The sequence below is a fragment of the Aestuariivirga sp. genome, from assembly GCF_041738905.1.
GTDB lineage: Bacteria > Pseudomonadota > Alphaproteobacteria > Rhizobiales > Aestuariivirgaceae > Aestuariivirga.
This window is the reverse complement of the sequence record NZ_JBGSOZ010000084.1, coordinates 1-25,369: the sequence shown is the minus strand read 5'-3', so window position 1 is coordinate 25,369 and position 25,369 is coordinate 1. Positions and strand designations below refer to the sequence as shown.

Below are 25,369 nucleotides of genomic sequence, written 5' to 3'. Positions count from 1 at the left end.
CATCGCGGCATGAGATATCAGCGCTTTGCCGATGATGCTGACTCGACTAGTCAGGCTTGATGCCTGTCACCGCCGCCCGTATCCCCTGGTACTACACGCCCGCCGTTCTCATTGTGGCGGGCTGCCTCGTGGCCATCGTCAATTTCGGTGTGCGTTCCAGCTTCGGCTTCTTCACCGCGCCAATCTCGGAAGCCCACCAGTGGCCGCGCGAGATATTCTCCTTTGCGCTCGCCATGCAGAACCTGCTGTGGGGCGTGGCCACGCCCATCGCCGGAATGCTGGCCGACCGCTACGGCTCGGCGCGCGTTCTGATGACAGGCGCCGTCGTCTACAGCATCGGCACGGTGATGATGGCATTCACGGATACGCCCGTGATGTTCACGATTGGCGGTGGAATTCTCGTCGGCATCGGCATCGCCCTGTCATCCTTCAGCATCGTGATGGCGGCGCTGGGCCGCATCGTGCCGCCCGAGAAGCGGAGCTGGGCCTTCGGCATCGCCACGGCTTCGGGCTCGCTCGGCCAGTTCATCTTCGCACCGCTAGGTGCCGCGCTGATCTCGGCCTATGGCTGGCAGCACGCGCTGACGGTGCTCTCGCTTTGCATCCTGTTGATCATCCCCTTCGCCCTGCCCTTGATGGTGCAGAACCGCACGGAAACAAAGCCCAATGCAGGCGAGGCTGACCTCACCATGCGCCAGGCGCTCGGCATGGCATTCGGCCACGGTTCATACTGGTTGCTCATTTCTGGTTTCTTCGTCTGCGGCTTTCAACTCGCCTTCATCACGGTGCATTTGCCGCCTTATCTGGGCGAGCACGGCATTTCGAAAGAGGTTGCCGGCATCGCAATGGGCTCCATCGGCCTGTTCAACGTCATCGGCTCCTATGCGTCGGGAGTCATTGGAGGCCGGATGGAAAAGCGCGTGCCGCTTGCCATCATCTATCTCCTGCGCTCGGTGCTGGTCACCGCCTTCATCCTTTTGCCCATCACCCCCGTCACCACGCTGATCTTCACAGCCTCGCTGGGCCTGCTGTGGCTGTCGACTGTGCCTTTTACCATGGCGCTAGTCACTGTGATGTTCGGCACCCGCTACATGGCGACCCTCTATGGCTTCGTGTTCCTCAGCCATCAGGTGGGATCGTTCCTCGGCGTCTGGCTCGGCGGCAAGCTCTATGACCAGTTCGGCACCTATGATCCCGTCTGGTGGATGGGTGTTGGCCTCGGGCTCTTTGCCTTCATCGTTCACCTGCCCATCCGCGAGCAGCGGGCACCGCAAATGGCGGCGGCCTGAGCGATGCGCTGGCCCGGCCACCGGCTGGCATTGGGTGTGTTCGTCGGCGTCCTGGCGCTATGGCTGGGGGTCATGGCAATCGTCATGCGCCACTCCGCGCTGCCACCAGAGGCCAGTGGCATGATGCTCGCCGTCTTCGAACCGGGAACCCCGGAAGCAAGGATTTTCGCTAGCCTCACCCGCGCCGAGGCTCGCGTGGTGCGCCCCAGCGCGCTGGGCTTCATCTGGGTGGTCGCGGGTGACGAGCCTGGCCTGGCCGGGAGACTCGTGGAGCAAGGGGCCGTCGGCGCCTATCGCGACCTGCCGATCAGCCCCACCATCGCAGGCTGCTTTGCCTTTGCCGATGCGAAGATTGCCAGTTTCAGCCAGTAGTCAGGCCAGTTTATCCTCGATCCACCGCAGGACCGGTGCGCGTGTGGCCAGCATCGCGGAATAGTTCAGACGATCCTTGGAATACTCCCCCAGAAGCCGGTGCATTGCCTCCAGGCTTTCGCGATCATTCGAAATCGACGACAACTGGTCCGAATAGGTATGGATGCCGAAAGCCAGCGCTTCCGTTTCCGGCAGTCTCAGGAAGGTCTGGCGCTCGACCCTGAGCCAGAGGAGTTCACCCGCAAGGCGATGATCCTCGTGAAGCGACCGCGCAACCTGCTCCGACGCCGAAACATTCGCCTCGTGCCAGCCCTGTGGAAACAGCCGGCTGGAAATCGCAGTGATGAACCAGTTGAAGCGCACGACGGGCGCGCCCTTCTGGATATTCGCCAGCACGCGGTCGATTCGAGCCGCGAGCTGTTCGTTGAGGCCCGGCACCGGATCGTGCGCGTAACGCATGTCGCGCCCCACACAGGAGACGATGCGGCCCGAACTCGTATAGGCATTCGACGCCGCCGTGATGATGTCCTGACCAGCGCGCTTCTGGAACAGGATGAAGTCTTCCTCCAGCGCGTTGCCGACGATCTCCAACGGTTCGAGGCTCGTGTCGGCGAGGTCATGCCGGCTGCCATCGACAAGGTCGATGAGATGTCCGCCGTCCATCTTGAATTGCGCGCCATGGCATTTCAGCACCTGCGCCGTGACGGCATTCAGCAGTTCCGACTGCGCGTCGAAGGACTCCGGAATCGAGCGGTAGAAAAGCGGCGGCCTGCCCTTGAGCCGCTCCCGCTTCATGGCCATGAAGGCCGCATGATCCGGACCCGTGTCGAGCCATCGTTCAGGGTCCATGGGCTTGAGCCCGATCTGGAAAATGGCTCCGGAGTTGCGATAGGGGCGATGCTTCGGGAGGGCGTGATCGAGCGGCATTCCATCAGTATCAAGGCATCGGAGCTGGAAGTCCAGATGGCGCCAATACTTGGCAGCACTCCTTCGATTATGCTGCTAATGCTTTGTTTTCAAACATTAAAACTTAATTCACACTCTTGACGTGAACATATCGCCCTTGGCACCATTCTTGAGTCTCAACATCTGAGGAGGAACGACATGGGTGACAGAGACTTCGAGCGTCAGTTGCGTGGCTGGAGTTTGACGACGGCGGAAATCATGTATCGCATGCCCGATTACCGCGACATCCTGCAAACCTTCGTCTGGCAGGACTACGATCTGGCCCCGAAATTCCCGAGGCTGATCAAATTCCTCGATTTCTGGTCCCACAATCTCGATGGGCCGCTGGCCTCCGTCCGCGTGGCGCACGCCGGGATCGTTCGTCCCGTAGAACTGCGCCATGTCGGCAGCGAGTGGACGCTGAACTGAGGCTGCACCGCCCAAAGAAAAACGGCAGGGTTTCCCCTGCCGTCTGAAATCTGCCGGGAAAATCGCGCCGATTAGCGCGAGTAGAATTCCACGACCAGGTTCGGCTGCATCTGAACCGGATAAGGCACGTCGCCCAAGCCTGGAACGCGGATGAGGCGGGCGGTCATGCCCTTGTGATCGACCTCGATATAGTCCGGGGTATCGCGCTCGGCCAGCTGGGTGGCTTCAAGCACATTGGCGAGGCCCTTGGCCTTTTCCGTCAGCTCGACCACATCGCCAACCTTGAGGCGGATCGAGGCGATGGTCACGCGGCGGCCGTTCACCTTGACGTGGCCGTGGCTCACGAACTGGCGGGCGGCGAAAACGGTCGGCACGAACTTGGAACGGTACACCACCACGTCGAGGCGGCGCTCGAGCAGGCCGATGAGATTCTCGGACGAGTCGCCCGTGATGCGGACGGCTTCGTCATAAACCGCGCGGAACTGGCGCTCGGAGAGGTTGGCGTAATAGCCCTTGAGCTTCTGCTTGGCCTTCAGCTGGGTGCCGAAGTCCGACATCTTGCCCTTGCGGCGCTGGCCGTGCTGGCCGGGGCCGTATTCACGCTTGTTCACAGGGCTCTTCGGGCGGCCCCAGATGTTTTCGCCCATGCGACGGTCGATTTTATACTTCGCGGTTGCGCGCTTCGTCATTTTACGGTCTCCAATAGACGTTTCAAGAGAACCTACCCTCCTTGACGCCGGTCTCCCGGCCGACAGCCTCATGAAGAGGCGTGGGCAAGCAAACACGGGGCCGAACGGACCCCGTGCTGCGGCGCGTATAGGCGATGCCCGATGGCCTGTCAAATCCCGCATGGCCCCATGGACTGGATGGCTCTTGCGATTGGCGGGGCTGCCGCACAAGTTGGGCCGAGATTCCCAAGACTTCGGACCTGATGACACCCCGCCCACTCCATAACCTGTTCCGGGATGCCGCCGCCATGGCGGTCGTGATCGTCTTTCTCTTTCCGCTTTTCTGGTGGGGCCTGACGTCGCTCAAACCCGCCTCCGCCATCTTCGACAAGGATGCGGTAGTCTGGTTCGGCTTCAAACCGACATTCGACAATTACATCGTGACCATCCTCGGCGGCGGCCCGGCCTTCTTCGCCTCGCAAGCCTCCATCATCGATTCGGTGACGGTCGCGCTGGGCTCGACCCTCCTCGTCCTCACCGTCGCCCTGCCCGCGAGCTACATGCTGTCGCTGCATGACTTCCGGATGCGGCGGCAGTTCTTCCTGTGGGTGCTGTTCCAGCGCCTGATGCCGCCCATCGCCATCATCGTGCCGCTGGTCTTCGTCTACCATCATGTGGGCCTCCGCGACACGCGGCTGGGCGTCATCCTCGCCCATGCGGCGATGAACCTGCCCTTCGCAGTGCTGCTGCTGAAATCTTTCTTCGACGACGTGCCGCGCGAAGTGGGCGAGGCCGCTATGATCGACGGCGCAAAGCCCGTCCAGTGCTTTGTCAGAATCTATACGCCCCTCGTCCGCGGCGGCATCGCGGCCACCGCCGTGCTGTGCTTCATCTTCTCGTGGACGGAATTCCTGATGGCGCTGTTCCTGACGACCAGCATCAGGCTGCTGCCCGTGCAGTTGAGCCTCGTCGTCACCCAGACCTGGGGCTTCACGGCGGCCTTGAGCACCGCCAGCATCCTGCCCGGCTTCGTCTTCATCCTGCTCGTGCAGCGCCATCTCGTCCGCGGCCTGACGATGGGATTGGCGAAGGGTTAGCCGCTCAGACCGGAAGGTCGAGGAACTCCGGATGATCGAAGCCCATCGCGGCATAGGCGGCGAGTGAGTCTGCGGCCTGACCACGCGCCGCGGTGAGAAGAACCGAATTGTGCACAGGGACAGTCTTCTCGGCCTCTTTCAGCGGCGTCTCGTCCAGAACATCCGCCACGCGCCGCGCGATGGCGGGTGCCGGGTCGATGTATTTGACCAGCCACGGCTGCACCTTCAGCATGTCTTCGACCAGCAGCGGATAATGCGTGCAGCCCAGCACCACCACGTCGGTCTTCTGGCCGTCACGCTTGCGGAATACCGGCGCAATCTCCTCGCGGAGCTCGTCCATATCCACAGGCCTGCCCTTGAGTTTCAGTTCTGCAATCTCGGCCAGCCGCTTCGCACCATGGAGGAACACCTTGCAGTGATAGGCATAGGTGTGGATCAGCGCGTGGGTATATTCGCGGCTCACCGTGCCGGGCGTTGCCAGCACGCCGATTATGCCGGACTTGGTCTGGGCCGCGGCGGGCTTGATCGCAGGAACGGTCCCCACGAATGGCACCTTGTAGGCATCGCGCAACTGGGCCAATGCGATGGTCGAGGCGGTGTTGCAGGCAATGACGACGATGGCGGGCTCCACCCGCTCGATCAGCGCGCCCAGCACAAGGACGATGCGCTTCGCGAGATCTGCTTCCTTCCAGGCTCCATAGGGAAAGCCCGCATTGTCAGCGGAATACACAAGATGCGCGCCGGGGAGCTGCGTGCGGACGGCGCGGGCGACGGTGAGCCCGCCCATACCTGAATCGAAAAGAAGTACGCGCGGCGCACTCATCCCCTGCCTTCCTTCCTCCGCTCATGCGCCCGCGTGAGCGACGAGACGATGCCCCGGAGCGAGCGCACCTCCTGTTCGGTGAGTGCGGCCCTTGCAAACAAATTGCGGATGTTCCGCAGCATGCCGGGCTTCTTGTCCTCGGTCTTGAAGAACCCGGCGACGTCGAGCTCGCGTTCGAGATGCGCGATGAACCCGTAGAGTTCTTCCTTGGTGGCGAGCCGCGTGTCCGGCGTTTGCAGGCCCGGCCCTTCGAGGGCTGCGAGTTCCGGCGTTTGCTGGCCAAGCGTTTCAGCCTGGTCCTTGAACCATTCATAGCCCATGAGCAGCACCGCCTGCGCGATGTTGATCGAGGCGAAGGCGGGATTGACCGGCGCCGTCACGATCACGTCTGCCAGCGACACCTCGTCATTCGAAAGCCCGAAGCGCTCTCGCCCGAAAAGCAGTGCCACCTTCTCGCCCCGCGCAACGCGGGCGCGCATGTCATGGCCCGCCTGCTCCGGCGTGATCACTTCCTTGATCATGCCGCGCGGGCGCGCCGTCGTCGCATAGACGTAGTTCATGTCGTTCAGCGCGTCGGCGAGCGTTTCATGAACGGTTGCGCTCTCGATGATCCAGTTGGCGCCGGAAGACGAGGTGAGCGCCTTCTCGTTCGGCCAAACATCGCGCGGCTCTACCAGCCGCAGTTCATGCAGCCCGAAATTCGCCATGGCGCGGGCCGCCGTGCCGATGTTCTCGCCGAGCTGCGGATTGACCAGCACCGCGATGGGTGCGGGTCCGAGAACCTGATTCCTGGTCTTGTCGGTGCCTGCCATGATCAGCGCAGATAGACCCAACCGGGCCTGAGGAAAAGGGCTTCAGTTGCCGGACGCAGTATCCTGATCAGGACCGGCCGTCGAGCCGCCGCGCGGTGCGAAGCTCCGGGAACCACCGCGACCAGAAGTACGCCACCGCCATGGTGCCGGCCCCACCAAGCGAGACGGCGGCCACAGCACCAATCCCGGCGGCGACGACACCCGCACGGAATTCACCCAGCTCGTTCGAGGCGCCGATGAAGACGCGGTTGACGGCGTTGACCCGGCCTCTGACGTCGTCCGGGGTCCACAATTGCAGCAGTGTCTCGCGGATATAGACGCTGATCATGTCGCAGGCGCCCATCAGCGCCAGTGCCGCAATCGACAATGGCACCCAGGTCGACAGGCCGAACACCATGGTGAAGAAGCCGAAGGCGGCGACGAAGACGAAGAGGATGACGCCTGCCCTGTCCCTGATGCCGAATTTCGCCAGGTAGAGCGCCATGAGGACTGCCCCCATTCCCGGAGCCGCGCGCAGGAGGCCCAGGCCCCATGGCCCCACCTCAAGGATGTCTCGCGCATAGACCGGCAGCAACGCCACGGCCCCGCCCAGCAGCACCGCGAAGAGATCGAGCGAGATGGCACCCAGCACGATCTTTTCCTTGCGGATGAAGGCAAAGCCCGCGAACAGCGTGTCGAGCGTCGTTTGCTCGGCGTGGTTGGCCTGCGGCACGCTCCCGATGAGGATCACCAGAACGGCGGCGAGTGCGATAAGCCCCAGGGCAACGCCATAGGCGATGGTGCCGCCGATACCGTAGAGAAGGCCGCCCGCCACAGGCCCCACGATGTTGGCAATTTGCCATGCCATCGAGTTGAGCGAGATACCGTGCGCGATCGCCTCCTTCGGCAGCAGGTTGGGCGCCAGCGCGTCTGATGCGGGGTTGAGGAAGGCGCGCGCAATGCCCAGCACCACCAGAATGCCGAAGACCGGCAGAACCGTCGTCGGGTTCGACCATGTGAAGACCATGAAGGCCAGCGCGCAGAGTGCCTCGAGCGCAAGGCACAGGCCCATGATCAGGCGCCGATTGAACTTGTCGGCGGCGAGGCCAGTCACCAGAACGAGAAGCAGCGGCGGCAGGAACTGGGCCAGCCCGACCAGCCCCAGGTCCAGCGGATCGCGCGTAATGTCATAGACCTGCCAACCGACGGAGACCGACATGATCTGTACGGCAAAGCTCGCAGCCCAGAGCGCCAGCCAATAGAAGACGAAGGGCTTGTGGCGCAGCGCGTTGGCCCGGGGATCTGTAACCTTCATGGTGACGAGCCCTGCCATGCCCGCCACAGACTGTCAAAGCTTGGGCGATAACCGTGAGATGGCGGCCCCGTCTCCCGCCGTTCCGGGGCGCTGCAATCTATGTTAGAACGCCCCCCATGTATGGCGTGAGGAAGACGGCGATCATCGGCATGGGCTTGTTCTGGGCCTGTTCTGGTGCGTTTGCGTCCACCCCGCCTTCATGCCGCGAAGCCGCCGCAGCCTTTACCGACGCCAGCGCATCCTACGCAAAGGACGCCTCGCCCATCGTCAAGAGCACACCGGCTCCCGGCGGCGGCAGGCAGCGCAACCTGGCCCAGGACCTGACCATAAAGCGTGAGCAGCTCGCCAAGGTGATCGCTGAATACGGCGGGGAGAGCATCGAGGCCGCGGCGGCCCGGCTCAACCTCGCGCAGGTGCTTCGCCGTGCCTCGCAGTTCAAGCCGGCGCTGGACGAAATGGCAGAAGCAGAGAAGACCTTGCTTGCGCTCGACCCGCAGGGGTTCGCCATGGCGGAGCTGCTGCGCGAGCGCGGCATCCTCTATTCCAACATGCGCCGCCGCGAGGCCGCGATCACCGAACTCGAAAGAGCCATTGCGCTCTATTCCGCGGGACCGGCGCGCGACGCGGATCTGGAGGCACTCAACAGCCATACGTTGGCTCAGGTGCAGCGCGGTCTCAGCCGTTTCAACGATGCGCTCACGTCGCTGGGCCGCGCGCAGAAGATCTACGAGTTGAACCCGAAGCGCCATGCGAGCAGTCTCGTTGAAGTGCTGATCGACACATTCACCATCCTCAGCCGCCTCGATGACTTGCAAGGCGCGCAAACTGTGATTTCCCGCGCGGTTGATATTGCGCGTGCGCAGCTCGGTCCCTTCGATCTCACCACCGCGCGTGCCCTTCACAATCAGGCGATCGCCCTGCGGCGTGCTGGCGAATGGACGGCATCTTTCACCGCGCTCGGACAGTCCTTCGCGATCCTCGAGTTGCAGAAAAGCAGCAAGCGCGCAGCGGAGGCGCTCGACGAGGCGGCCCGCAGCATGGGCAGGCTCAATTGTTTTGGCGAGGCCATCCAGTACCAGTCGCAGGCCCGCCGCCGCTTCGCCGAAACCTATGGCGTGATGCATGTGACGGTTGCCGACGCTGAAACCCGACTCGGCACCTACGCCCGCGATGATGGCGACCTCGACGGCGCCGAATATCATTTCGGACTTTCGATCTCGATCTTCGATGATCTGCTGGGGCCGGAGAATGTCCGCTCGGCCATCGTCCAGCGCGAGCTTGCGTCTGTGCAGTCGCGTGCCGGCGAGCGTGGCAAGGCCATCGACACGCTCATTCGCAGCATCCGCAGCCTCGAGCGCGAGAACTCGCCAAGCGAGTTGCGCGACAGTTTGAGTACCCTGTCCCTCGTTCTCGCGGCGGATGGCAACGTCAACGGCGCCATTCTCTTCGCCAAGAAGGCAGTGAACAAGCAACAGGAAATCCGTGCCGCCAACCGCGACCTGCCGCCCGAACTCTCGAACTCCTTCGCGCAACGCTACCGCGACGTCTATCTCTCTCTCGCCGATCTTCTGATCGGCCAAGGGCGGCTTGAGGAAGCCCAACGCGTGATCGACCTGATCAAGAGCCAGGAGATCATCGACTTCGTGCGCGGCGGCAGGCCGAACCTGCTGCCCACCGACAGCAAGGCACCGCTCACGAAGACGGAGAAGAAGACGCTTGGCGAGATCGACCGGCTGCTGAAAGAACCCTTCACGGCGGCAGACGAACTCGACAGGCTCATCGCGAAATCGAAGAAGCAGAAACTCGATCAGCAGGAGGCGGCCCGTCTTGACGAGCTGAAGGCGGCGCTAAAGGAAAACTACCGCGTCTTCCAGACGGAAGTGAAGGCGCTGATCGACGCGCTGGCGACCGAGACGGCTGCCGTTCAGGGCGAGATCGTCCAGCTTCACCTCGACATGCTGGGACAGTCACAGAAGAAGCTCCGCCAGTTCAAGGGCCGGGCCGTCATGCTCCAGATCGCCTCGCTGAATGATGCCGTCCACATCTTTCTCACGGGACCCTCCACGCAGGTCCATCGCAGTGTCGCGGTGCCGCGTGCACTCCTTGCCCGCATGGCCTTCGATGGATGGAATGCCGCTGCCCGCGCGGACTCTCAGGCCCAGGCCAAACTCAAGGCGCTCTATGACGTGCTGATCAAGCCGGTCGAGTCCGATCTCAAGGCGTCGGGAGCCGAAGTCGTGATGCTGAACCTCGAAGGCTTCCTCCGCTACATTCCCTTTGCGGCCTTGCATTCAGGCCAGCGCTACCTGGTCGAGGACTATGCCCTCGCCATGCAGACGCCAGCCGCCGACACGCAATACGCGGAAAGCGAGCGCGACCGCACGCGCGCCGTGGGCTTCGGCGTGACTGACGCGTTGCAGGATTTCTCAGGACTGCCCGGCGTGGCGCAGGAACTGGAAACACTGTTCGATGGCAGCGACAATGCCGGCGTCTTCGCAGGGATGCCGCGCATGAACCGCGCCTTCAGTGCCGATGAATTCGCGCTCGCCCTCGAAGAGCGGCCGCAATTCGTGCATATCGCCAGCCACTTCAAGCTTGAGCCCGGCGACGAGAGCAAGTCGTTCCTGTTGCTGGGAACGGGTGACGCGCTGTCACTCGAATCGATCCGCACCGATCAACGCTTCCAGTTCACCGATGTCGACCTCCTCACGTTGTCTGCCTGCGAAACTGCGGGCGAAGTTGGCTCAGACGGCAAGGAAGTCGAGAGCTTCGCCACTCTGGCGCAGGCCAGCGGTGCATCATCCGTCATGGCCACGCTGTGGCCAATTTCCGATGCGTCGACCGCAGAACTCATGGCGCAGTTCTATCGCGGCCTGCTGGAGAGCGAACTCGACAAGGCAACTGCACTTCGGGCAGCGCAAGTCGCCATGATCCATGGTGGCGGCGATGCCGTCGCCATGCTGGTAAAACGCGGCGCACAGGGGGCTGATGAAGAGGCCGGTGCAGCACTGGCAGAACCGCAGCCGCATTCGCACCCCTATTTCTGGTCGGCTTTCATCCTGATGGGAAACTGGCTTTGACACAGCGCACATTTCCGCCTGAATTATCATTCACATCACTAGCCCTTCCGAAGTGAACGGTTTCATGCGCCAGTTCTTCTTTCCTCTCTCCGTCGTTATCTCCATGGCTTTTGCCACGCCGATCCTTGCCCAGGAGACGGACGGCAAGAACCTCACCGTTGAGCAGCGCGCCGCGCAAGGTGACGTCTCGGCCTTCATTGAATTGGGCGACAGGTATCGGATGGGACAGGGTGTGCCAGTCGATCTCGATATGGCCATCAAGTGGTACTCGGCGGCGGCGTCGCGCGGAGACGTGAACGCGAACTTCTTCCTCGGATACATCTTCCTGAGCCGTGGCGCGGAGGACGATCACCGCCGCGCCCGCGATCTCTTGAAGCGGACGCTCTGGCTCTGCGAGAACGACGAGAACAAGGCCACCTGCAACCCGCTCCAGATCCTCAACTATCTTGCGGTGTCCGAGCGTGAACTCGCTCTCTATGGCGATGCAGTGAAGTCTGCGTCGCGCGTTGCCGAACTGGCAAAGGCATCCGGCGACGAGATGATGGTGGCCGTGGCCAACGAGGAACTGGGCATGAACTACCAGCTCATGGGCCTGCCCGGCGAGGCAATGAAACGCCTTGAAACCGCCCGCGGCATTTACGAAAAACTGAACGGCAAGACCTCGGCATCCGTTGGCAATGTATTGCTCAACATGGGCAACGCACTCGAGAACATGACCCGCCACGAGGACTCGATCACCGCCTATCGCGACGCACTCGCCATCCTTGAGCCCATCTCCGGGAAAAACAGCCAGGAAGTGGCATATCTGCATATCAATATCGGCTGGTCGCTCGCCCAGCTCAAGCGCTACGACGAGGCCTACGAGGAGTCCGCCAAGGGTCTGGACATTCTCATCCGCGCACCGGGCCCGAAGCTGGATCGCGTCGGCTATGTGCTGAACAACATGGGGATCATCCGCGAATGGCAAGGCCGCCATGCCGAGGCCGTGGCCCTGAATCTCCGCGCGCTGGTCGTCTACGAGCGTTTCAAGGATATCAGCCTGGCGCCAAAACGCTGGGCGCTGCGGTCACTGTCGAAGTCCTACGGCGCTCTTGGGCAGAAGCGCAAGGCCATCCTCTTCGCAAAGCTTGCAGTGAACACGCACCAGAAAATCCGCGAGAAAAACAGCGAGCTGGACCAGAGCAGTTCGAGCGCGCTGACTGAAAGTTGGCGGGGACTTTATCAGGACCTCGCCGACCTTCTGGTATCCGAGGGCCGCATCGCCGAAGGTCAGGCCGTGCTCGACATGCTGAAACAGCAGGAGCTCATCGAATTCGTGCGCCGCGATTCAACCGCCGGCACCGAAAGCGGAACGGCCGGATTGACGAAACGCGAGTCCGCGGCCACCGAAGGCCTTCAGGGCGCGATGCAGGGCGCCATGGCGCTCTCGACCGAGCTTGATGAGTTGAACGAGAAAAAGCAGGCAGGTACGCTGAGCCCTGACGACATTGCCCGCATCGCCGCTCTCGAGGCGGAACTCGACAAGAGCTATGAGGCGTTCATTTCGACGGTCGACGGATTGCTTGCCGACAGCGCATCACAATCCGCCGACGTTCAGGACGAGATTGCCGCGCTCAATCTCGATTATGCGGCCGACCGGCAGGAACTGCTGCGCGACATGCCCCGCCCGACCGTGCTTCTGCAGGCGGCAAGCCTCGACGACACACTGCACCTGTTCCTTACCGCGAAGGATGTTTCGGTGCATCGCAAGGTGAGTGTGTCGCGCAGCGATCTGTCGCGGAAGATTTTCGACGCGCTGAACGCCATCGAAGCGCGAGACCCTGCCGCCGATGATCACTTGTCTGAACTTTATGAGATTCTCGTCAAGCCCGTGGAAGACGACCTGAAGTCCTCGGGGACGGAAGTGATCATGCTGAACCTTGGCGGCTTCCTGCGCTACCTTCCCTTCGCAGCATTGAAATCGGAACGGGGCTATCTCATCGAGGACTATTCGATCGCAATGGACACGCCCGCCGCGCGAACGAAGTTCGAAGGGGTGGACCGCAACGATGCAGCCGCCGCGGGCTTCGGGCTGACCGCGGCACATCCGGGCTTCTCGCCGCTTCCCGGCGTTGCAAGGGAACTGGAAGCAATTTTCGAGGGCAGCGACGCCAGCGGCCAACTGGCAGGCGCGCCCATGCTGGATCAGTCCTTCACAGCAGACAGCCTGAAGGATGCCTTGAAGAAGCGGCCGCTGTTCCTGCACGTCGCGAGCCACTTCAAGTTTGTTCCCGGCAACGAGACCGACTCGTTCCTGCTGCTCGGCAACGGCGATTCCCTGACACTCGAACAGATCCGCAAGGGCCGCGGGTTCCGCTTCGGTGGCGTCGATCTTCTGACACTCTCGGCCTGCGAAACGGCCAAGGGCGGCGGCGCGGAAGGCGATGAAGTCGAGAGCTTCGGCGCCATCGCGCAGATGAACGGCGCGTCCGCCGTGATGGCGACGCTCTGGCCCATCGCCGACGATGCCTCGGGCCGGCTGATGGCGGACTTCTACGCGGGCCTCGTGAACGATGGGCTCGACAAGGCCGATGCACTGCGCCGTGCCCAGATCGCCATGCTGCGCGGCATGCCCATTGCGGATGTCGATCTCAAGACCCGCGGCGCCACTGATGGCGAGGAACCTGCCGCAGCTCCCGCACCAGATGCCGCCATCACCACGCGCCACCCTTATTACTGGTCACCGTTTATCCTCATGGGCAACTGGCTCTAGGCTCCACCACCCTGCCGCTCCACAACACGTTTCAGCAGCGGCACATAGTGCCGGAACGGCGGCGTCTGCATTTCGGGCTTCTTGCCTTCGTCGTCCCACATGCGCACGCGCACTGCCTCGCGGTGAAAAGGATTGCGCTCGAAGGCGGTCACTTCCTCCGTGCTCATCGGCCCACCCTGTAACGAGAGCGTATGCTTGGAAGCTTCCGACAGCCGGTCATAGTAACCCTTGTCAGTGGCGCACAGATAACGTTTGGCAGGCACATGCAACCGCACGCATTCGGTGATGACCGGCGGGAAGAAAGGCTCCAGCACATGAGCGCCCGCCTCCTCGTGATAATTGTCGCGCTCGTCACCCAATGACATGGTGCCGAACTCGGACGTGTAGTGGCCGATGTCGTGCAGCAGCGCCGCCGCCACCAGTTCCTCGGGCGCGCCTTCCTTTTCGGCGAGCACCGCGCCCTGCAGCATATGCTCCGACATGGTGACGGCCTCGCCCAGATAGGACTCGGCGCCGCGCCGTTCGAAGATATCGGCGATCAAGTCCACGATGTTTGAACGGTCGAGCGCGGGGGCGGTCATGCGGGCAGTCCTTCTTCTTCAATGGCGGCGAGTGTCGAGAGCAGCCCGTCCTTGTCGGCGTAACAACCCTGGAGCCAGCGCTTGCCGGAACCGGAGAAACTCTTGCGGGCATGAAGCACGCGGGTGTTGTCGACGATGAAAAGCTCGCCGGGCTTCAGCTTGAACGTCACTTCCATGGACGGATCCTCGATCAATTCCGCAAAGCGCCTGTAGGCCGCATAGTAATCCTCCATGTCCCCGTAGGGAACATCGGTGAAAGCCGTCGCCGAGCGGTTGTTGAAGCGGATGGCGATCAGCTCGCCGTCCGGCCCCAGCTCGATCATCGGCCGCTTGGACCGCAGCCTCACACCGCTGGAGCCCTCATAGGCAAAGCGCGCGCAATGCTTCGCGAGCAGTTCGAAGCCGCGCGGATTTTCCTGCTTCAGGCGTTCAGCCACCTTGAACCCATCGACCACGATCGAATCCCCTCCGTCCACGGAGTTTTCGAGGCAGGCAAGAATCTGCAGCGTCGGCACCGGGTCGCGATAAGGGTTGTCAGTATGAGCCTGAAGACCGAGATTGGTATAGGCGAGATTGTTGGGGTTGACCTCCGCCCTCACCTCGAACCATCGCCCGTAGTTCGTCTCGCGCACATATCCGAATAGCTCTGCCACGTTGCACAGCGTGCCCGGCGCGGTGGGCGTACCTGTCATCACCGCGAAGCCAAAACGGCGCACGGCAGCGAGCCAGCGGCCCAGTGCGTTGCGATCGGAGATGACGGCGGCCCAGCTCTCGGATGGCACCTGATTGTGGAGCCTGCCGTCCCAGCGTTCGATGTCCGGGTCCGTCCAGCCGGGCTCACGGGAGGACGGGCAATCATAGGCATGCGAGGCGAGCCATGCGGCATCATAGTCGATGGTCCGTCCTTCCGGCTCGAATCGGAGCGACACGGTGCCGTTCGACGCTTGGGCGTCCGCAATCCGCGTGTCCTTCGGAATGTCGAGAATGGTGATCAGCCGCTGGCCATTGCCGGGGCTGCGCGTCTCGCCGTCCTGCGCGTTGTCGCGGAGCCAGAGAGCATGAAAGCGATGCGGTGTGCCGCCAAGCGTCATTTCCACGGCGCGGCCGCCGTCGATCACCCGAGGCTGAGGGCTGTTCATGTTTCGATCCTTCATCTTCAGCAGCAATCTGCCTTGCACCAGGCTGACCCGCAAGCCGCCTCCCTCTTCCGTCTGAATTGCCCGCATGGCAGGCCCTTGCTATAGGCTGGACAGCAGATTCTGCAGTGCAACAAAAGGCAATTGACATGGCGAAGATCAAGGTGGCCAACCCCGTCGTCGAACTCGATGGCGACGAGATGACCCGCATCATCTGGGACCTCATCAAGAAGAAGCTCATCCACCCCTATCTCGACATCGACCTACACTACTACGATCTTTCGGTCGAGAACCGCGACGCGACCGACGACCAGGTGACGATCGACGCCGCTCACGCCATCAAGAAGCACGGCGTTGGCGTCAAGTGCGCAACCATCACGCCCGACGAGGGCCGCGTGAGGGAATTCAACCTCAAGCAGATGTGGAAGTCGCCCAACGGCACCATCCGAAATATTCTGGGCGGCGTCATCTTCCGCGAGCCGATCATCTGCCAGAACGTTCCTCGCCTGGTGCCTGGCTGGACCAGACCCATCATCATCGGCCGCCATGCCTTCGGCGACCAGTATCGCGCCACCGACTTCACCTTCCCCGGCAAGGGCACCCTCACGATCAAGTTCGTGGGCGAGGATGGAACGGTGATCGAGAGGGAAGTCTTCAAGGCGCCCGATGCCGGTGTCGCCATGGCGATGTACAACCTCGATGAATCGATCAGGGAATTCGCCCGCGCCTCGCTCAACTATGGCCTGTCGCGCAAATACCCGGTCTATCTCTCCACCAAGAACACCATTCTCAAGTTCTATGACGGCCGCTTCAAGGACATCTTCCAGGAGATCTACGACGCCGAGTTCAAGGCACAGTTCGAGGCCGAGAACATCACCTACGAGCACCGCCTGATCGACGACATGGTGGCCTCCGCTATGAAGTGGACCGGCGGCTATGTCTGGGCCTGCAAGAACTATGACGGCGACGTCCAGTCAGACCTTGTGGCGCAGGGCTATGGCTCGCTGGGCCTGATGACCTCGGTGCTGATGACGCCCGACGGCAAGACGGTTGAAGCTGAAGCCGCACACGGCACGGTGACGCGCCACTATCGCCTTCACCAGCAGGGCAAGCAGACCTCGACCAACTCGGCGGCTTCGATCTTCGCCTGGACCGGCGGTCTCAAGCACCGCGCCAAGCTGGATGAAAATGAGGCGCTGCTGAAATTCGCCAATACGTTGGAAAAGACCGTGGTCGATACCATCGAGGCCGGCCAGATGACGAAGGACCTCGCCGTCCTCGTCGGCCCCGAGCAGTCGTGGCTCTCGACGGAGGGCTTCCTCGACGCTGTCGACGCAAACCTCCAGAAGGCGATGGCCTGACCCACAAAATGGCACGGGATCGGGCGGATGACGCCCGGTCCCGGCTTGTCAATCTTGATCAGGCGGCGGCCTTCTCCAGCATCGCCAGAACCTTCGACAGGTCCACCGGCTTGCCGAACACGCCCTTGGCGCCATTCTCCATGGCCTTCTTCAGCAGGTCATCGGCGCTGTAGCCGGTCATGAAGTAGATCTGGGCTTCGGGGTGCATCTGCTTGATCTCGAGGAAGCTGTCCACGCCATTCTTGCCCGGCATCATCACATCGAAGAATCCGATGTCGACCTTGTTCAGGCTGAAGGCCTCGATCGCCTGGTCGCCGTCATAGGCGACGATGACCTTGTGATCGTCCATGGCGAAGAGTTCAGCCAGGGACTCGGCGTTTTCGGCATCGTCGTCGACGACAAGGATATTGAGCGAACGGGACATCGTGATCTCCAGGGATACGGGTTTCAATCAGGCTGCGAGAATTGTGAGACGCTGCAGCAGAAGCATCGGGTCGAAGGGCTTGTTCAGGATGCCGGTCACGGCCACGTCGCGCAGCGCCGCCATCGCATCGCCGCTCTGGTCGGCGGACTTGGTAACGATGATCGAGGGCCGCGCATGGCCCTGCCGCCTGAGGCGCGTATAGACTTCCACGCAATTGATCAGCGGCTTACCGATGTCGATGATGGCCAGTGCATCGGCATCCATCAGAAGGTCGCTCTCACGCCGCAGGTGATCGCAGCGCAAACCGGCACCCTCCACTAGTTGTTTGAGGCTGGCACCGAACATCGGGTCCTCGTCGGCGATCAGCACGATGCCGCCGGGCCTCACCTCGTCCACCGCTCTCAGAAGCTTGTCGATGTCGACGGGCTTGGTGAGAACGCCCATGGCGCCATGGTCCATCGCCTGCTGCAAGAGCTGCTCGACGCTGTAGCCGGTCATCATGAAGACCTTGGCCTCGGGCTTCAGCTTGCGGATTTCCATGAAGCTCTCGACGCCGTTGAGGCCCGGCATCATCACATCCATGAAGGCGAGGTCGAAGTTCGAGGTCACATAGGCCGCCACCGCATCTTCGCCGGAATGGGCGACGGTGACGTGGTGCCCTTCGAGTTCGAAAAGTTCGCCCAGCGAGTTGGCATTGTCCTCGTCGTCATCGACGACAAGAATCCGCAGCGGCTTGGACATCAGGAGGCCTCCTTCATGCGGGTTTCGATAGGCCACCACGCAGTCAAGACCGCGCCCTGGCCGGGATGGGATTGAACGTCGATGCCGCCGCCATGCTGTTCCATGATCTTCAACGCGGCAGGCAATCCGAGATCGGTTTCATCGCTTTTCGCCGTGAACAACGGCTCGAAAATATTGCCCAGTTGATCGGACGGCATCCCGGGGCCATTGTTGGCCACCGCGATCTCCACACCGCGCCCGGTGATACGGGTTGAAACCGTAATGCGCGGAACCTCCACCGATCCACGGGCTGCTTCGCCGCCCCTGCCTGCAAAAGTCTCCGCGGCATTCACGAGCAATTTGACGAGCACATGGTTCAGGCGATCCGGATCGAAGAAAGCAATGCTATCGCCAAGACCGAGGCGGCATTCGATTTCCATGGTCTGGGGCAGTCTCTCTGCCTCCTCCTCGACGAGCCGCGCGATCCAATCATCGAGCGCGATGCTCTGCGGTTCGATGCCATTTCGCTTGTCCCCGGTCTTGCTTTCAAGCAGCAAGGCAGATGTTTGGGCAACCGCCTGCGGACTGTGCAAGTTCCTGGGGTCAATGACCGGAAGCTGGCCAAGCGGTACATTTTTTTCTGTCGTTGACTGCCTTGTCTTGGCGTCATTCAACTGGCGGAGTGCCGTTTCCAGTTCCTCGCCGAGCGCCGTAAGGCTTGCGTTCATCGGCGCACGATCCGTGTCGATCGCACCCGCATCAAGAGCGTGCCGCTTGGACCTCCTGCCATAGGCGATCACCGCTGCGGAAGTGCCGATGGCAAGCGCCATCAGCGCGCCGAGTGCAGCACCTGCCCACAACAAGGCGCTGGATACGCTTTCGGCCATGGCCGTCTCGTCGACGGAAACGGCAACGATGCCCCTCAGTTCTCCAAGGCCGTCCCGCAGCGGAACATAGGCCTCCGCGAGAACCACCGGATGTGCTGCTTCGTTCGCATTTCCGATCAGCCGGACAATCTCGCGGCCGCCGTTGATGACTTTCACGGCATGGGGATCGTGATCGCGGAGCGCTATGTCGGCCGGCGCCGCGGCAACTTCGTCGGAAGCCATAACGAGACGCCCGTGAACATCGAACAGCCTGAAACGGATTATCTGTCCCTGCCGTTCCGAGGCGGTGAAGAAGCTCTTCTGCCCAGCGGTAACTTCGCCGGTGGCAAGCAGACTGTCCATTTCATCGAAGGGTTGGATGAACTGCGCCGACCAGCCCTGAGCGGTTGCCAGTGCATCGGCCCGGACAATCCGGTCCGTTGCGTGCCCGACGACAAGATAGCCAACCGCACCAAAGCAAAGCGCGGCCAGCGGAATGCTTGCCAGCAGGAAGCGTGGGCCGCAGGCGAGGCGGCGCAATGCGCCATCCCGCATGGACAGGCCGTCGATTGGCATGGAAGCTCCGGCGTGGCTCACCCAAAGCCCTCGCTGCTGACAGGCATCATGCGGCAATCTCCGCAGTCCCGGTCACCGGCCACCAGATGGTGAAGGTGGCGCCCTGGCCGGGAGCGGACGACACTTCCAGCCCGCCGCCATGTTGCTCCATGATCTTCTGCACGGCGGGAAGCCCCAGCCCCGTACCGAAGTTCTTGGTGGTGAACAGTGGTTCGAAAATCTTCTCCAGGTGTTCCGATGCAATGCCCGGACCGTTGTCGGAGACCGACACTTCAGCCCCGCGAGCCGATCGCCGCGTCGCGATGGAAATCGTTGGATTTCTCGTCGTGAGCTTCGATGGGTCGTCTCCCTTGCCGACCATGGCTTCAGACGCATTCGACAGGAGGTTGATCAGCGCCCGGCTGAGGCGCGCAGGATCGAACGGCACGGCAAGCTCGCCAAGACCAAGCCGGCATTCAACCGACACAGCGGAAGGAAGCCGCTGCGCCTCCTCCTCGACAAGCTTCGCCAGCCAGTCGTCGAGTGCAAGAGTCTCAGGTTGCACGGCCTTGGAACGCGCGAAGTCGAGAAGCTGCGAGATGATGCTGTCGCAGCGGGTGACGCCGTTGTTGATGCGTTCGATCTGCGGCTCAACGCCAAGCTGCTTGTCCTTGAGTTTGCGTTCCAGAAGGAAGGCCGAGGTCCGTACCGCTCCCAGCGGATTGCGGAGTTCATGCGCGACGGTGGCCGTCAGCTGGCCCAGTTGAGCCATCTTGCCCTTCCGCAGAAGTTCGTCCTGCGTTTCGCGAAGCCGGGTGAGGTTCTCCTGCATCTGCTGATTGAGCGCGGCAACCTCCCGGTTGACAGCCTCCACCTGTGCGGCGTGAGCCTGGATCTCGTCATTCGAGGCGGCAAGGCGCTCGTTGGCGTCCGCGACCTCCGCATACTTCCGCTGCATCAGGCGGCCGACGAAGTGGCCATAGGCGATGATACCCAGAATGATGAAGGCCAGCAGGCCGGCAATCAGGTACTCGTATTTCTGGATGCCGCGGACCGCTGCAAGGTCGCTTTCATTCCCGCTCTTGCGGAGCAGATTGGCCTTCTGGCTGACGTCCCTGATAAGAAACTGCAAGGTCGTGTAGCGCGACTGCATCTGCGAGAAATTCCGCCACGCGCTCTCCGCGTTGCCGGCCGCGATGTCATCCATGGCCTTGAGGGCGGACGCTTCCATGGAGTTGAAGCCGCTCTCCATCTTGGAGAGGATGGGCGTGATGCGGCTCAGCGCAGCGGAACTGATGGACCCATTCATCTGCTGCCGGAACAGTGCGAACTCGCGGCGGAAGGTGGCGGCCCTCAGGCGCACATCGGCTGCGGTAGCCATCAACTGCTTTTGCATCAGGCCTGACACGACAACCGATTGCGTTTCAGTGATCGCAGATGAAAACGCGATGAGTGACGCCGACTGCCGGTCAAACGACAGATTGCGGTCGGCTCCCTTCTCGAAGGTCGAAAGCATATGGAAGCCGATGACGAGGCTTGCCGCGATGGCCGCGACATCGACGGACGCGAGCGCGAAATAGATGAGATGGACGCGCGGCCAGGAAGCCTTCTGCACTGATTGCGAGGTGCCGGCCTCCCGTGAACTCGGTCCCGACTTGCGCCTGTTCCAAAACCTCATGCTACCCTCGCTTCGGGAACGTCCACCGGCCACCAGATGGTAAAGGAAGCGCCCTGGCCGGGAGCGGATTTGAATTCAAGGCCACCGCCATGCTGTTCCATGATCTTCTGGACGGCGGGAAGACCGAGACCTGTCCCGAAGCTCTTGGTGGTGAACAGCGGTTCGAAGATCTTGTCGAGATGTTCGGGTGCAATGCCGGGCCCGTTGTCGGTGACCGTCAACTCCACCCCACGTGCCGAGAGTGCCGTCGAAATGCCGACCGCCGGCGCCCGTGCCGCAAATCGTGAAGGATCATCGCCCTTGCCAACAACGGCTTCCGATGCGTTCATGATCAGATTGATGACAGCACGGCTCATGCGGGCGGGGTCGATGGAAATCGACCGGCCGTCGAGACCCAACCGGCACTCAATCGATACGGCAGCGGGCAACTTCTGAGCTTCTTCCTCAACCAACCGCGCCAGCCAGTCGTCGAAGGCAATCCGTTCAGGCTGGATGTTCTTCGCCCGCGCGAAATCGAGGAGCTGCGAGATGATGTTGTCGCAACGCGTAATGCCATTGTTGATGCGCTCGATCTGCGGTTCGATGCCCAGGCCCTTGTCCTTCAGCTTCCGCGACAGAAGGAAGGCCGATGTCCGGACGGCACCGAGCGGATTGCGCAACTCGTGCGCGACGGTCGCGGTCAGATGTCCGAGTTGCGCCATCTTGCCCTTCCGCAGACTGTCGTCCTGCGCTTCACGCAGCATCGCCAGGTTTCGCGCAAGATCGGCATTGAGCCGGACGACATCCTCGTTCATCCGCGTCACTTCGCGAGTGGCCTGCTCGGCCTCCCGCTGTGCAAGTTCGGCTTGGTCACGTGACAGTTTCACGCCATCCAGCTGCTTCAAGGTCGAGCGGAACATCAGGGCCGCGCCACCGACCCCCACAAGGCATGCCAGTGCCGCGATGGCCAGCAATGCATAAAGCCTCAGCCTCATCGCATTGAGCCGGCCATCGAGGCGCTGCGCAAAGGCGGCCGCGGAGAAGGACCAGAGCTCTTCGATGTCCTCTATGATGTGGCCGCTCTCGGCACCAAATTCGTCAGCGGCGGCGAGCTTCGCCGCAAGCTCCCCATCCGGCGTCCTTGCAAAGAGCATTGCCACATGCTCGGGATGATCGAGCATTTCCTTTGCGATCGAAATCGGTGCTGCATAGGAGGCGGGATCATGCGTGGCGGCGGCGGCCTCGCTTATGCCGACGCGCACCCGGTCCTGCGATTCCTTCCATGCGCCCGTGGCAAGCAACAGTGCGGCCGTATCCGCCCGGCTGACGGCTCCGTCCTTCAACGCCCGCGAGGCAAGTGTGAAAAGCCTCACATAGTCGGCCAGAAGGCTAGGGCCGTGCTGGCTCAGAACGGAACCCAGGTAATATGTCTCCGCAAATGGATCGAGAATGATGTTCGACTTCGTGGCCACGTCGATCTGCAGGGCCACAAGCGCATCAAGCGCGAAACGGGGATTGATCCCGTAGGTGAGCAAGGTGGCGAGTGCGGTGTCGAACTTCGCCTTCACGCCCAGTTCGGCGGAAATCGCAGCGCCTGACTGCCGAAGCGCATCCACCGCGGCAGGATCGAGCTTGCCCATCGCCGCACTGACGGCGACAGGCATCACCAGCCGGTTCATTTCCACGCCCAGCAGTTCGCGCTGCGCAAAGCCGATGTCCTGCCGCAGCGAACTGACCATGAAGAAGGACAGGACCAGCATGGGCAGCAGCAACACCGCGACGATGCCTCCGAGCTTGAGGCCGGCGACGCGGGATGCAAGGGCTTCCGTCACGGTGTCAGTCCTTTCCGTCAGGCCGCATCGCTGACGGGCTGGCGCAGCGGGAACCACGCGGTGATGGTGGCGCCCTCTCCCGGCGCCGAGACGATCTCGAGGCCGCCATGATGATCCTGCAAGATTTTCTCCACCGCTGGCAGGCCGAGGCCAGTGCCGAAGTTCTTGGTGGTGAACAGCGGCTCCAGAACCTTGGACAGGATTTCAGGCGTCATGCCGGGGCCATTGTCCTTCACGATGATTTCAGCACCGCGCGACGTGGCCCGCGTTGAAACCAGGATATGCGGCGTGCCTGTCGTGAACTTGGATGGATCGTCACCCTTGCCCACCATCGCCTCCGAGGCGTTCGACAGCAGGTTGGAGACGACGCGGCACATGCGGGCGCCGTCGATCATCGCGGTGATATCTGCGAGTCCGAATTCGCACTCGATGGTGACGGCGGCCGGAAGCCGCTCGGCCTCCTCCGCGACGATGCGTGACATCCACTCGTCCAGCGCCGTTTCCTCGGCCTGCAAGGACCGCGTGCGGGAGAAGTCGAGAAGCTGCGAAATAATGTTGTCGCAGCGCGTGATGCCGTTGGCGATGCGCAGGAGCTGCTGCTCGACGCCCAGCCCCTTGTCCTTCAGCTTCCGGTCGAGCAGGAATGCGGCCGTGCGGACAGCGCCGAGGGGATTGCGGATTTCATGCGCCACAGTGGCCGTCAGCTGCCCCAACTGTGCCATGCGGCCGCGCCGCAGCACCTCGTCCTGCGCTTCCTTCAGCTTCTTCATGTTGCCGGCAAGCTCGTTGTTCAGGCGCGAGATCTCGTCATTGACGCGCTTCAACTGGGTCATCTCGGAGATGTCGACGACACTCACGATGGCCGAACGCAAGCCGTCGGAGGTCAGCGACAGCCAGCCGGAACTGATCACCAGAACCCGCCGCTCGCCGCTCGCTGGCGAGGCGAGGTCGGTTTCGAACCGCGACGCGATGCCAGGAAAGTCCTGCCGGGCGCCACCGAGAAGACTGGCGATGTCGGTCTGCGGAAGATCGTCCGTGTCGATCCCCAGATAGGCCATGAAGCGCGGGTTTGCGAAAGTCGTGGTGCCGGTCTCGTCCACCTGCCAGACGCCCACGGGAACTGTTTGCGCCAGCGCGCGATATTGTTCCTCGCGCTTGCGGACCTCCGTCATGTTGGCATTCGTGCCGATGAGGTAGCGCTTGCCATCCGGCGTGACGAGCCTGGTCTTGCGGGTCAGCACGGGAATCGAGATTCCAGAAGCGCCGGTGGCGACCTCCTCACACTCGATGGTGGCTCCCTCCTCGATCACCTCGCGGTCCCGCGCGATGAACGCGGCAGCCTCGGCGGCGGGATAGAAGTCGGCATCGGACTGTCCAAGCAGGGTCGATTCCGGATGGCCGATGATGCTGCAATGGGCTTCGTTGGAATAGACGAAGCGCAGATTCTCATCCTTGGCGAAGATCGAGGTCGGAAGGTTGTCGAGGATGTCGAGCAGGACGACAGCGTCCTGAATGCGTTCCGTGCCAGACTCATCCTTGCTCATCCGAGGTCCCTCCAACCCACTCGCGAGGCCCCCGCAAGGCCATGCCAGTCCCTGTCCACCGCGACTGGACATCCCTGCTCGCGGAGACCAGACTAGCGGCATCATGGTAAAGATTCCCTTGCGCAAGGAGACCCACTCTGGCGGCTGTCAGTGCGGCGCCGTGCGCTACACGATCGAAGGCGCGCTCGGAAAGGCCGGCATCTGCCATTGCCGCATGTGCCAGAAGGCCTTCGGCAATTTCGGAGCGGCGCTCGTCAGTGTTCCTGCTGGAAACCTCGCCTGGTCGCGAGGGGTTCCGTCCCTGTTCCGCTCATCGGCCATCGTCTCGCGCGGCTTCTGCGCGGCCTGCGGGACACCCCTGTTCATGCGCGAGGATGGCGACGTGAACTACGAGTTGGCCATCGGCACGCTCGATGATCCGGACTCCATTCCTCCGATGACGGAGCAATCGGGCACCGAGAGCAGGCTCTCGTGGTTTCATACCATGCACGATCTTCCGGAACAGAAGACGGCAGACTACCGTTCAGCCGAAGACATGGAGAAGCTGAAAAGCCTTCAACACCCCGACCACGACACGGAGCACTGGCCATGACGGGCGACACTCATGCAACCGGCGGCTGCCAGTGCGGTGCTGTGCGCTACGCCATCACCACGCCCTTCGAGAACCCCCACATCTGCCACTGCCGCATGTGCCAGAAGGCCTTTGGAAACTATTTTGCGGCCCTGGTCGGCACCTCGAAATCCGGCCTGTCCTGGACGAAGGGCGAACCCGCGTTCTTCCAGAGTTCCGGGATCGTGCAGCGGGGATTCTGCAGGGATTGCGGCACGCCGCTGTCATTTGCCTATGACTATTCAAGCCGGATTGCCGTCTCCATCGGATCGCTCGACCATCCCGAGCGGGTGATGCCTGCCATCCAGTATGGCACCGAGTCCCGGTTGCCGGCTTTCGCCCATCTTCACACCCTTCCGGGCACGCGGACCGAGGACGATATTCCGGCCGACATGATGGAGAAGCTCAGGAGCCGCCAGCACCCCGACCGGGACTGAAGCGCCGGGGCATCAGCCCAGCGCGGACTTGATGGCCGCCATCGCCTCTTCCGCCTTGGCCGCATCCGGGCCGCCGGCCTGCGCC

At 62.3% G+C, this 25,369-nt stretch carries 22 protein-coding genes; 9 read left to right on the top strand and 13 right to left on the bottom strand.

Annotated features, from left to right (window positions below):
* Nucleotides 1-59 precede the first annotated feature (59 nt).
* Both ACEW8Q_RS07205 and ACEW8Q_RS07200 read left to right on the top strand, forming a co-directional pair.
* Nucleotides 60-1,289, top strand: a complete 1,230-nt coding sequence (locus ACEW8Q_RS07205; protein ID WP_373503375.1) for an MFS transporter — start codon at nt 60-62, stop codon at nt 1,287-1,289.
* Between the two features lie 3 nt (nt 1,290-1,292).
* Entirely contained in the window at nt 1,293-1,661 is a 369-nt protein-coding gene (locus ACEW8Q_RS07200) for a hypothetical protein (RefSeq protein ID WP_373503374.1), read from the top strand.
* On the opposite strand, the gene ACEW8Q_RS07195 is transcribed toward ACEW8Q_RS07200, so the two are convergent.
* Nucleotides 1,662-2,588: a DUF3445 domain-containing protein gene (locus ACEW8Q_RS07195; protein WP_373503373.1), complete on the bottom strand. Its 927-nt coding sequence runs from the start codon at nt 2,586-2,588 to the stop codon at nt 1,662-1,664.
* 177 nt (nt 2,589-2,765) lie between these two features.
* Between ACEW8Q_RS07195 and ACEW8Q_RS07190 the strand changes: the two genes are divergently transcribed.
* Nucleotides 2,766-3,035, top strand: coding sequence for an usg protein (locus ACEW8Q_RS07190; RefSeq protein WP_373503372.1), 270 nt, complete (start codon nt 2,766-2,768; stop codon nt 3,033-3,035).
* Nucleotides 3,036-3,106: 71 nt separating this feature from the next.
* Here ACEW8Q_RS07190 and rpsD read toward each other — a convergent pair whose 3' ends face one another.
* Nucleotides 3,107-3,724, bottom strand: a complete 618-nt coding sequence (rpsD, locus tag ACEW8Q_RS07185) for a 30S ribosomal protein S4 (protein ID WP_373503371.1) — start codon at nt 3,722-3,724, stop codon at nt 3,107-3,109.
* Nucleotides 3,725-3,966: 242 nt separating this feature from the next.
* Here rpsD and ACEW8Q_RS07180 point away from each other — a divergent pair, with 242 nt between their 5' ends.
* Nucleotides 3,967-4,800, top strand: a complete 834-nt coding sequence (locus ACEW8Q_RS07180) for a carbohydrate ABC transporter permease (RefSeq protein ID WP_373503370.1) — start codon at nt 3,967-3,969, stop codon at nt 4,798-4,800.
* A gap of 4 nt (nt 4,801-4,804) precedes the next feature.
* Here the strand turns inward: ACEW8Q_RS07180 and murI are convergent, their stop codons facing one another.
* The 3 genes from murI to ACEW8Q_RS07165 all read right to left on the bottom strand — a co-directional run bounded on the left by murI (nt 4,805) and on the right by ACEW8Q_RS07165 (nt 7,747).
* A complete protein-coding gene (murI, locus tag ACEW8Q_RS07175; RefSeq protein ID WP_373503369.1) occupies nt 4,805-5,623 on the bottom strand; it encodes a glutamate racemase in 819 nt (272 codons plus the stop codon).
* Nucleotides 5,620-6,435 carry an RNA methyltransferase gene (locus ACEW8Q_RS07170; protein ID WP_373503368.1) on the bottom strand — a complete coding sequence of 272 codons (816 nt, stop codon included), beginning with the start codon at nt 6,433-6,435 and terminating at the stop codon, nt 5,620-5,622. Before ACEW8Q_RS07170 ends, murI begins: the two co-directional genes overlap by 4 nt.
* Before the next feature lie 67 nt (nt 6,436-6,502).
* Complete coding sequence (locus ACEW8Q_RS07165) at nt 6,503-7,747, bottom strand: MFS transporter (protein ID WP_373503367.1); 1,245 nt, start codon at nt 7,745-7,747, stop codon at nt 6,503-6,505.
* A gap of 98 nt (nt 7,748-7,845) precedes the next feature.
* Between ACEW8Q_RS07165 and ACEW8Q_RS07160 the strand changes: the two genes are divergently transcribed.
* Both ACEW8Q_RS07160 and ACEW8Q_RS07155 read left to right on the top strand, forming a co-directional pair.
* Nucleotides 7,846-10,809 (top strand): CHAT domain-containing protein, encoded by a 2,964-nt coding sequence (locus ACEW8Q_RS07160; RefSeq protein ID WP_373503366.1) that lies wholly within the window; start codon nt 7,846-7,848, stop codon nt 10,807-10,809.
* Between the two features lie 64 nt (nt 10,810-10,873).
* The gene (locus ACEW8Q_RS07155) at nt 10,874-13,561 is read left to right on the top strand and encodes a CHAT domain-containing protein (protein WP_373503365.1); all 2,688 of its coding nucleotides are present in this window, start codon (nt 10,874-10,876) and stop codon (nt 13,559-13,561) included.
* On the opposite strand, the gene ACEW8Q_RS07150 is transcribed toward ACEW8Q_RS07155, so the two are convergent.
* Nucleotides 13,558-14,142 carry an HD domain-containing protein gene (locus ACEW8Q_RS07150; RefSeq protein ID WP_373503364.1) on the bottom strand — a complete coding sequence of 195 codons (585 nt, stop codon included), beginning with the start codon at nt 14,140-14,142 and terminating at the stop codon, nt 13,558-13,560. The two genes, ACEW8Q_RS07155 and ACEW8Q_RS07150, sit on opposite strands and share 4 nt — an antisense overlap.
* The gene (locus ACEW8Q_RS07145) at nt 14,139-15,281 is read right to left on the bottom strand and encodes a gamma-butyrobetaine dioxygenase (RefSeq protein WP_373503363.1); all 1,143 of its coding nucleotides are present in this window, start codon (nt 15,279-15,281) and stop codon (nt 14,139-14,141) included. Before ACEW8Q_RS07145 ends, ACEW8Q_RS07150 begins: the two co-directional genes overlap by 4 nt.
* A 146-nt stretch (nt 15,282-15,427) precedes the next feature.
* Between ACEW8Q_RS07145 and ACEW8Q_RS07140 the strand changes: the two genes are divergently transcribed.
* Entirely contained in the window at nt 15,428-16,639 is a 1,212-nt protein-coding gene (locus ACEW8Q_RS07140) for an NADP-dependent isocitrate dehydrogenase (RefSeq protein WP_373503362.1), read from the top strand.
* A 58-nt stretch (nt 16,640-16,697) separates the two neighbouring features.
* Here ACEW8Q_RS07140 and ACEW8Q_RS07135 read toward each other — a convergent pair whose 3' ends face one another.
* The 6 genes from ACEW8Q_RS07135 to ACEW8Q_RS07110 are packed head-to-tail and all read right to left on the bottom strand — an operon-like array spanning nt 16,698 to nt 24,237.
* Entirely contained in the window at nt 16,698-17,063 is a 366-nt protein-coding gene (locus tag ACEW8Q_RS07135; RefSeq protein ID WP_373503361.1) for a response regulator, read from the bottom strand.
* Nucleotides 17,064-17,090: 27 nt separating this feature from the next.
* On the bottom strand, nt 17,091-17,804 hold the full coding sequence (locus ACEW8Q_RS07130; protein WP_373503360.1) for a response regulator: 714 nt from the start codon (nt 17,802-17,804) through the stop codon (nt 17,091-17,093).
* Entirely contained in the window at nt 17,804-19,225 is a 1,422-nt protein-coding gene (locus ACEW8Q_RS07125; protein ID WP_373503359.1) for an ATP-binding protein, read from the bottom strand. Before ACEW8Q_RS07125 ends, ACEW8Q_RS07130 begins: the two co-directional genes overlap by 1 nt.
* Before the next feature lie 46 nt (nt 19,226-19,271).
* The gene (locus ACEW8Q_RS07120) at nt 19,272-20,819 is read right to left on the bottom strand and encodes a sensor histidine kinase (RefSeq protein ID WP_373503358.1); all 1,548 of its coding nucleotides are present in this window, start codon (nt 20,817-20,819) and stop codon (nt 19,272-19,274) included.
* Nucleotides 20,820-20,878: 59 nt separating this feature from the next.
* The gene (locus tag ACEW8Q_RS07115) at nt 20,879-22,693 is read right to left on the bottom strand and encodes a sensor histidine kinase (RefSeq protein WP_373503357.1); all 1,815 of its coding nucleotides are present in this window, start codon (nt 22,691-22,693) and stop codon (nt 20,879-20,881) included.
* A gap of 17 nt (nt 22,694-22,710) precedes the next feature.
* Entirely contained in the window at nt 22,711-24,237 is a 1,527-nt protein-coding gene (locus ACEW8Q_RS07110; protein ID WP_373503356.1) for an ATP-binding protein, read from the bottom strand.
* A 103-nt stretch (nt 24,238-24,340) separates the two neighbouring features.
* Between ACEW8Q_RS07110 and ACEW8Q_RS07105 the strand changes: the two genes are divergently transcribed.
* Nucleotides 24,341-24,829 carry a GFA family protein gene (locus tag ACEW8Q_RS07105; RefSeq protein WP_373503355.1) on the top strand — a complete coding sequence of 163 codons (489 nt, stop codon included), beginning with the start codon at nt 24,341-24,343 and terminating at the stop codon, nt 24,827-24,829.
* A complete protein-coding gene (locus tag ACEW8Q_RS07100) occupies nt 24,826-25,284 on the top strand; it encodes a GFA family protein (RefSeq protein ID WP_373503354.1) in 459 nt (152 codons plus the stop codon). Before ACEW8Q_RS07105 ends, ACEW8Q_RS07100 begins: the two co-directional genes overlap by 4 nt.
* The last annotated feature ends 85 nt before the right edge of the window (nt 25,285-25,369 follow it).

Bases quoted from the DNA above. Each gene is read 5' to 3' on its own strand.
- ACEW8Q_RS07135 (WP_373503361.1), bottom strand. From the start codon at position 17,063: ATGTCCCGTTCGCTCAATATCCTTGTCGTCGACGACGATGCCGAAAAC.
- ACEW8Q_RS07145 (WP_373503363.1), bottom strand. From the start codon at position 15,281: ATGAACAGCCCTCAGCCTCGGGTGATCGACGGCGGCCGCGCCGTGGAA.
- ACEW8Q_RS07160 (WP_373503366.1), top strand. From the start codon at position 7,846: ATGTATGGCGTGAGGAAGACGGCGATCATCGGCATGGGCTTGTTCTGG.
- ACEW8Q_RS07130 (WP_373503360.1), bottom strand. From the start codon at position 17,804: ATGTCCAAGCCGCTGCGGATTCTTGTCGTCGATGACGACGAGGACAAT.
- ACEW8Q_RS07165 (WP_373503367.1), bottom strand. From the start codon at position 7,747: ATGGCAGGGCTCGTCACCATGAAGGTTACAGATCCCCGGGCCAACGCG.
- ACEW8Q_RS07190 (WP_373503372.1), top strand. From the start codon at position 2,766: ATGGGTGACAGAGACTTCGAGCGTCAGTTGCGTGGCTGGAGTTTGACG.
- ACEW8Q_RS07200 (WP_373503374.1), top strand. From the start codon at position 1,293: ATGCGCTGGCCCGGCCACCGGCTGGCATTGGGTGTGTTCGTCGGCGTC.
- ACEW8Q_RS07155 (WP_373503365.1), top strand. From the start codon at position 10,874: ATGCGCCAGTTCTTCTTTCCTCTCTCCGTCGTTATCTCCATGGCTTTT.
- ACEW8Q_RS07105 (WP_373503355.1), top strand. From the start codon at position 24,341: ATGGTAAAGATTCCCTTGCGCAAGGAGACCCACTCTGGCGGCTGTCAG.
- ACEW8Q_RS07205 (WP_373503375.1), top strand. From the start codon at position 60: ATGCCTGTCACCGCCGCCCGTATCCCCTGGTACTACACGCCCGCCGTT.
- ACEW8Q_RS07100 (WP_373503354.1), top strand. From the start codon at position 24,826: ATGACGGGCGACACTCATGCAACCGGCGGCTGCCAGTGCGGTGCTGTG.
- ACEW8Q_RS07125 (WP_373503359.1), bottom strand. From the start codon at position 19,225: ATGCCAATCGACGGCCTGTCCATGCGGGATGGCGCATTGCGCCGCCTC.
- rpsD (WP_373503371.1), bottom strand. From the start codon at position 3,724: ATGACGAAGCGCGCAACCGCGAAGTATAAAATCGACCGTCGCATGGGC.
- ACEW8Q_RS07150 (WP_373503364.1), bottom strand. From the start codon at position 14,142: ATGACCGCCCCCGCGCTCGACCGTTCAAACATCGTGGACTTGATCGCC.
- ACEW8Q_RS07140 (WP_373503362.1), top strand. From the start codon at position 15,428: ATGGCGAAGATCAAGGTGGCCAACCCCGTCGTCGAACTCGATGGCGAC.
- ACEW8Q_RS07195 (WP_373503373.1), bottom strand. From the start codon at position 2,588: ATGCCGCTCGATCACGCCCTCCCGAAGCATCGCCCCTATCGCAACTCC.
- ACEW8Q_RS07180 (WP_373503370.1), top strand. From the start codon at position 3,967: ATGACACCCCGCCCACTCCATAACCTGTTCCGGGATGCCGCCGCCATG.
- ACEW8Q_RS07170 (WP_373503368.1), bottom strand. From the start codon at position 6,435: ATGGCAGGCACCGACAAGACCAGGAATCAGGTTCTCGGACCCGCACCC.
- ACEW8Q_RS07110 (WP_373503356.1), bottom strand. From the start codon at position 24,237: ATGAGCAAGGATGAGTCTGGCACGGAACGCATTCAGGACGCTGTCGTC.
- murI (WP_373503369.1), bottom strand. From the start codon at position 5,623: ATGAGTGCGCCGCGCGTACTTCTTTTCGATTCAGGTATGGGCGGGCTC.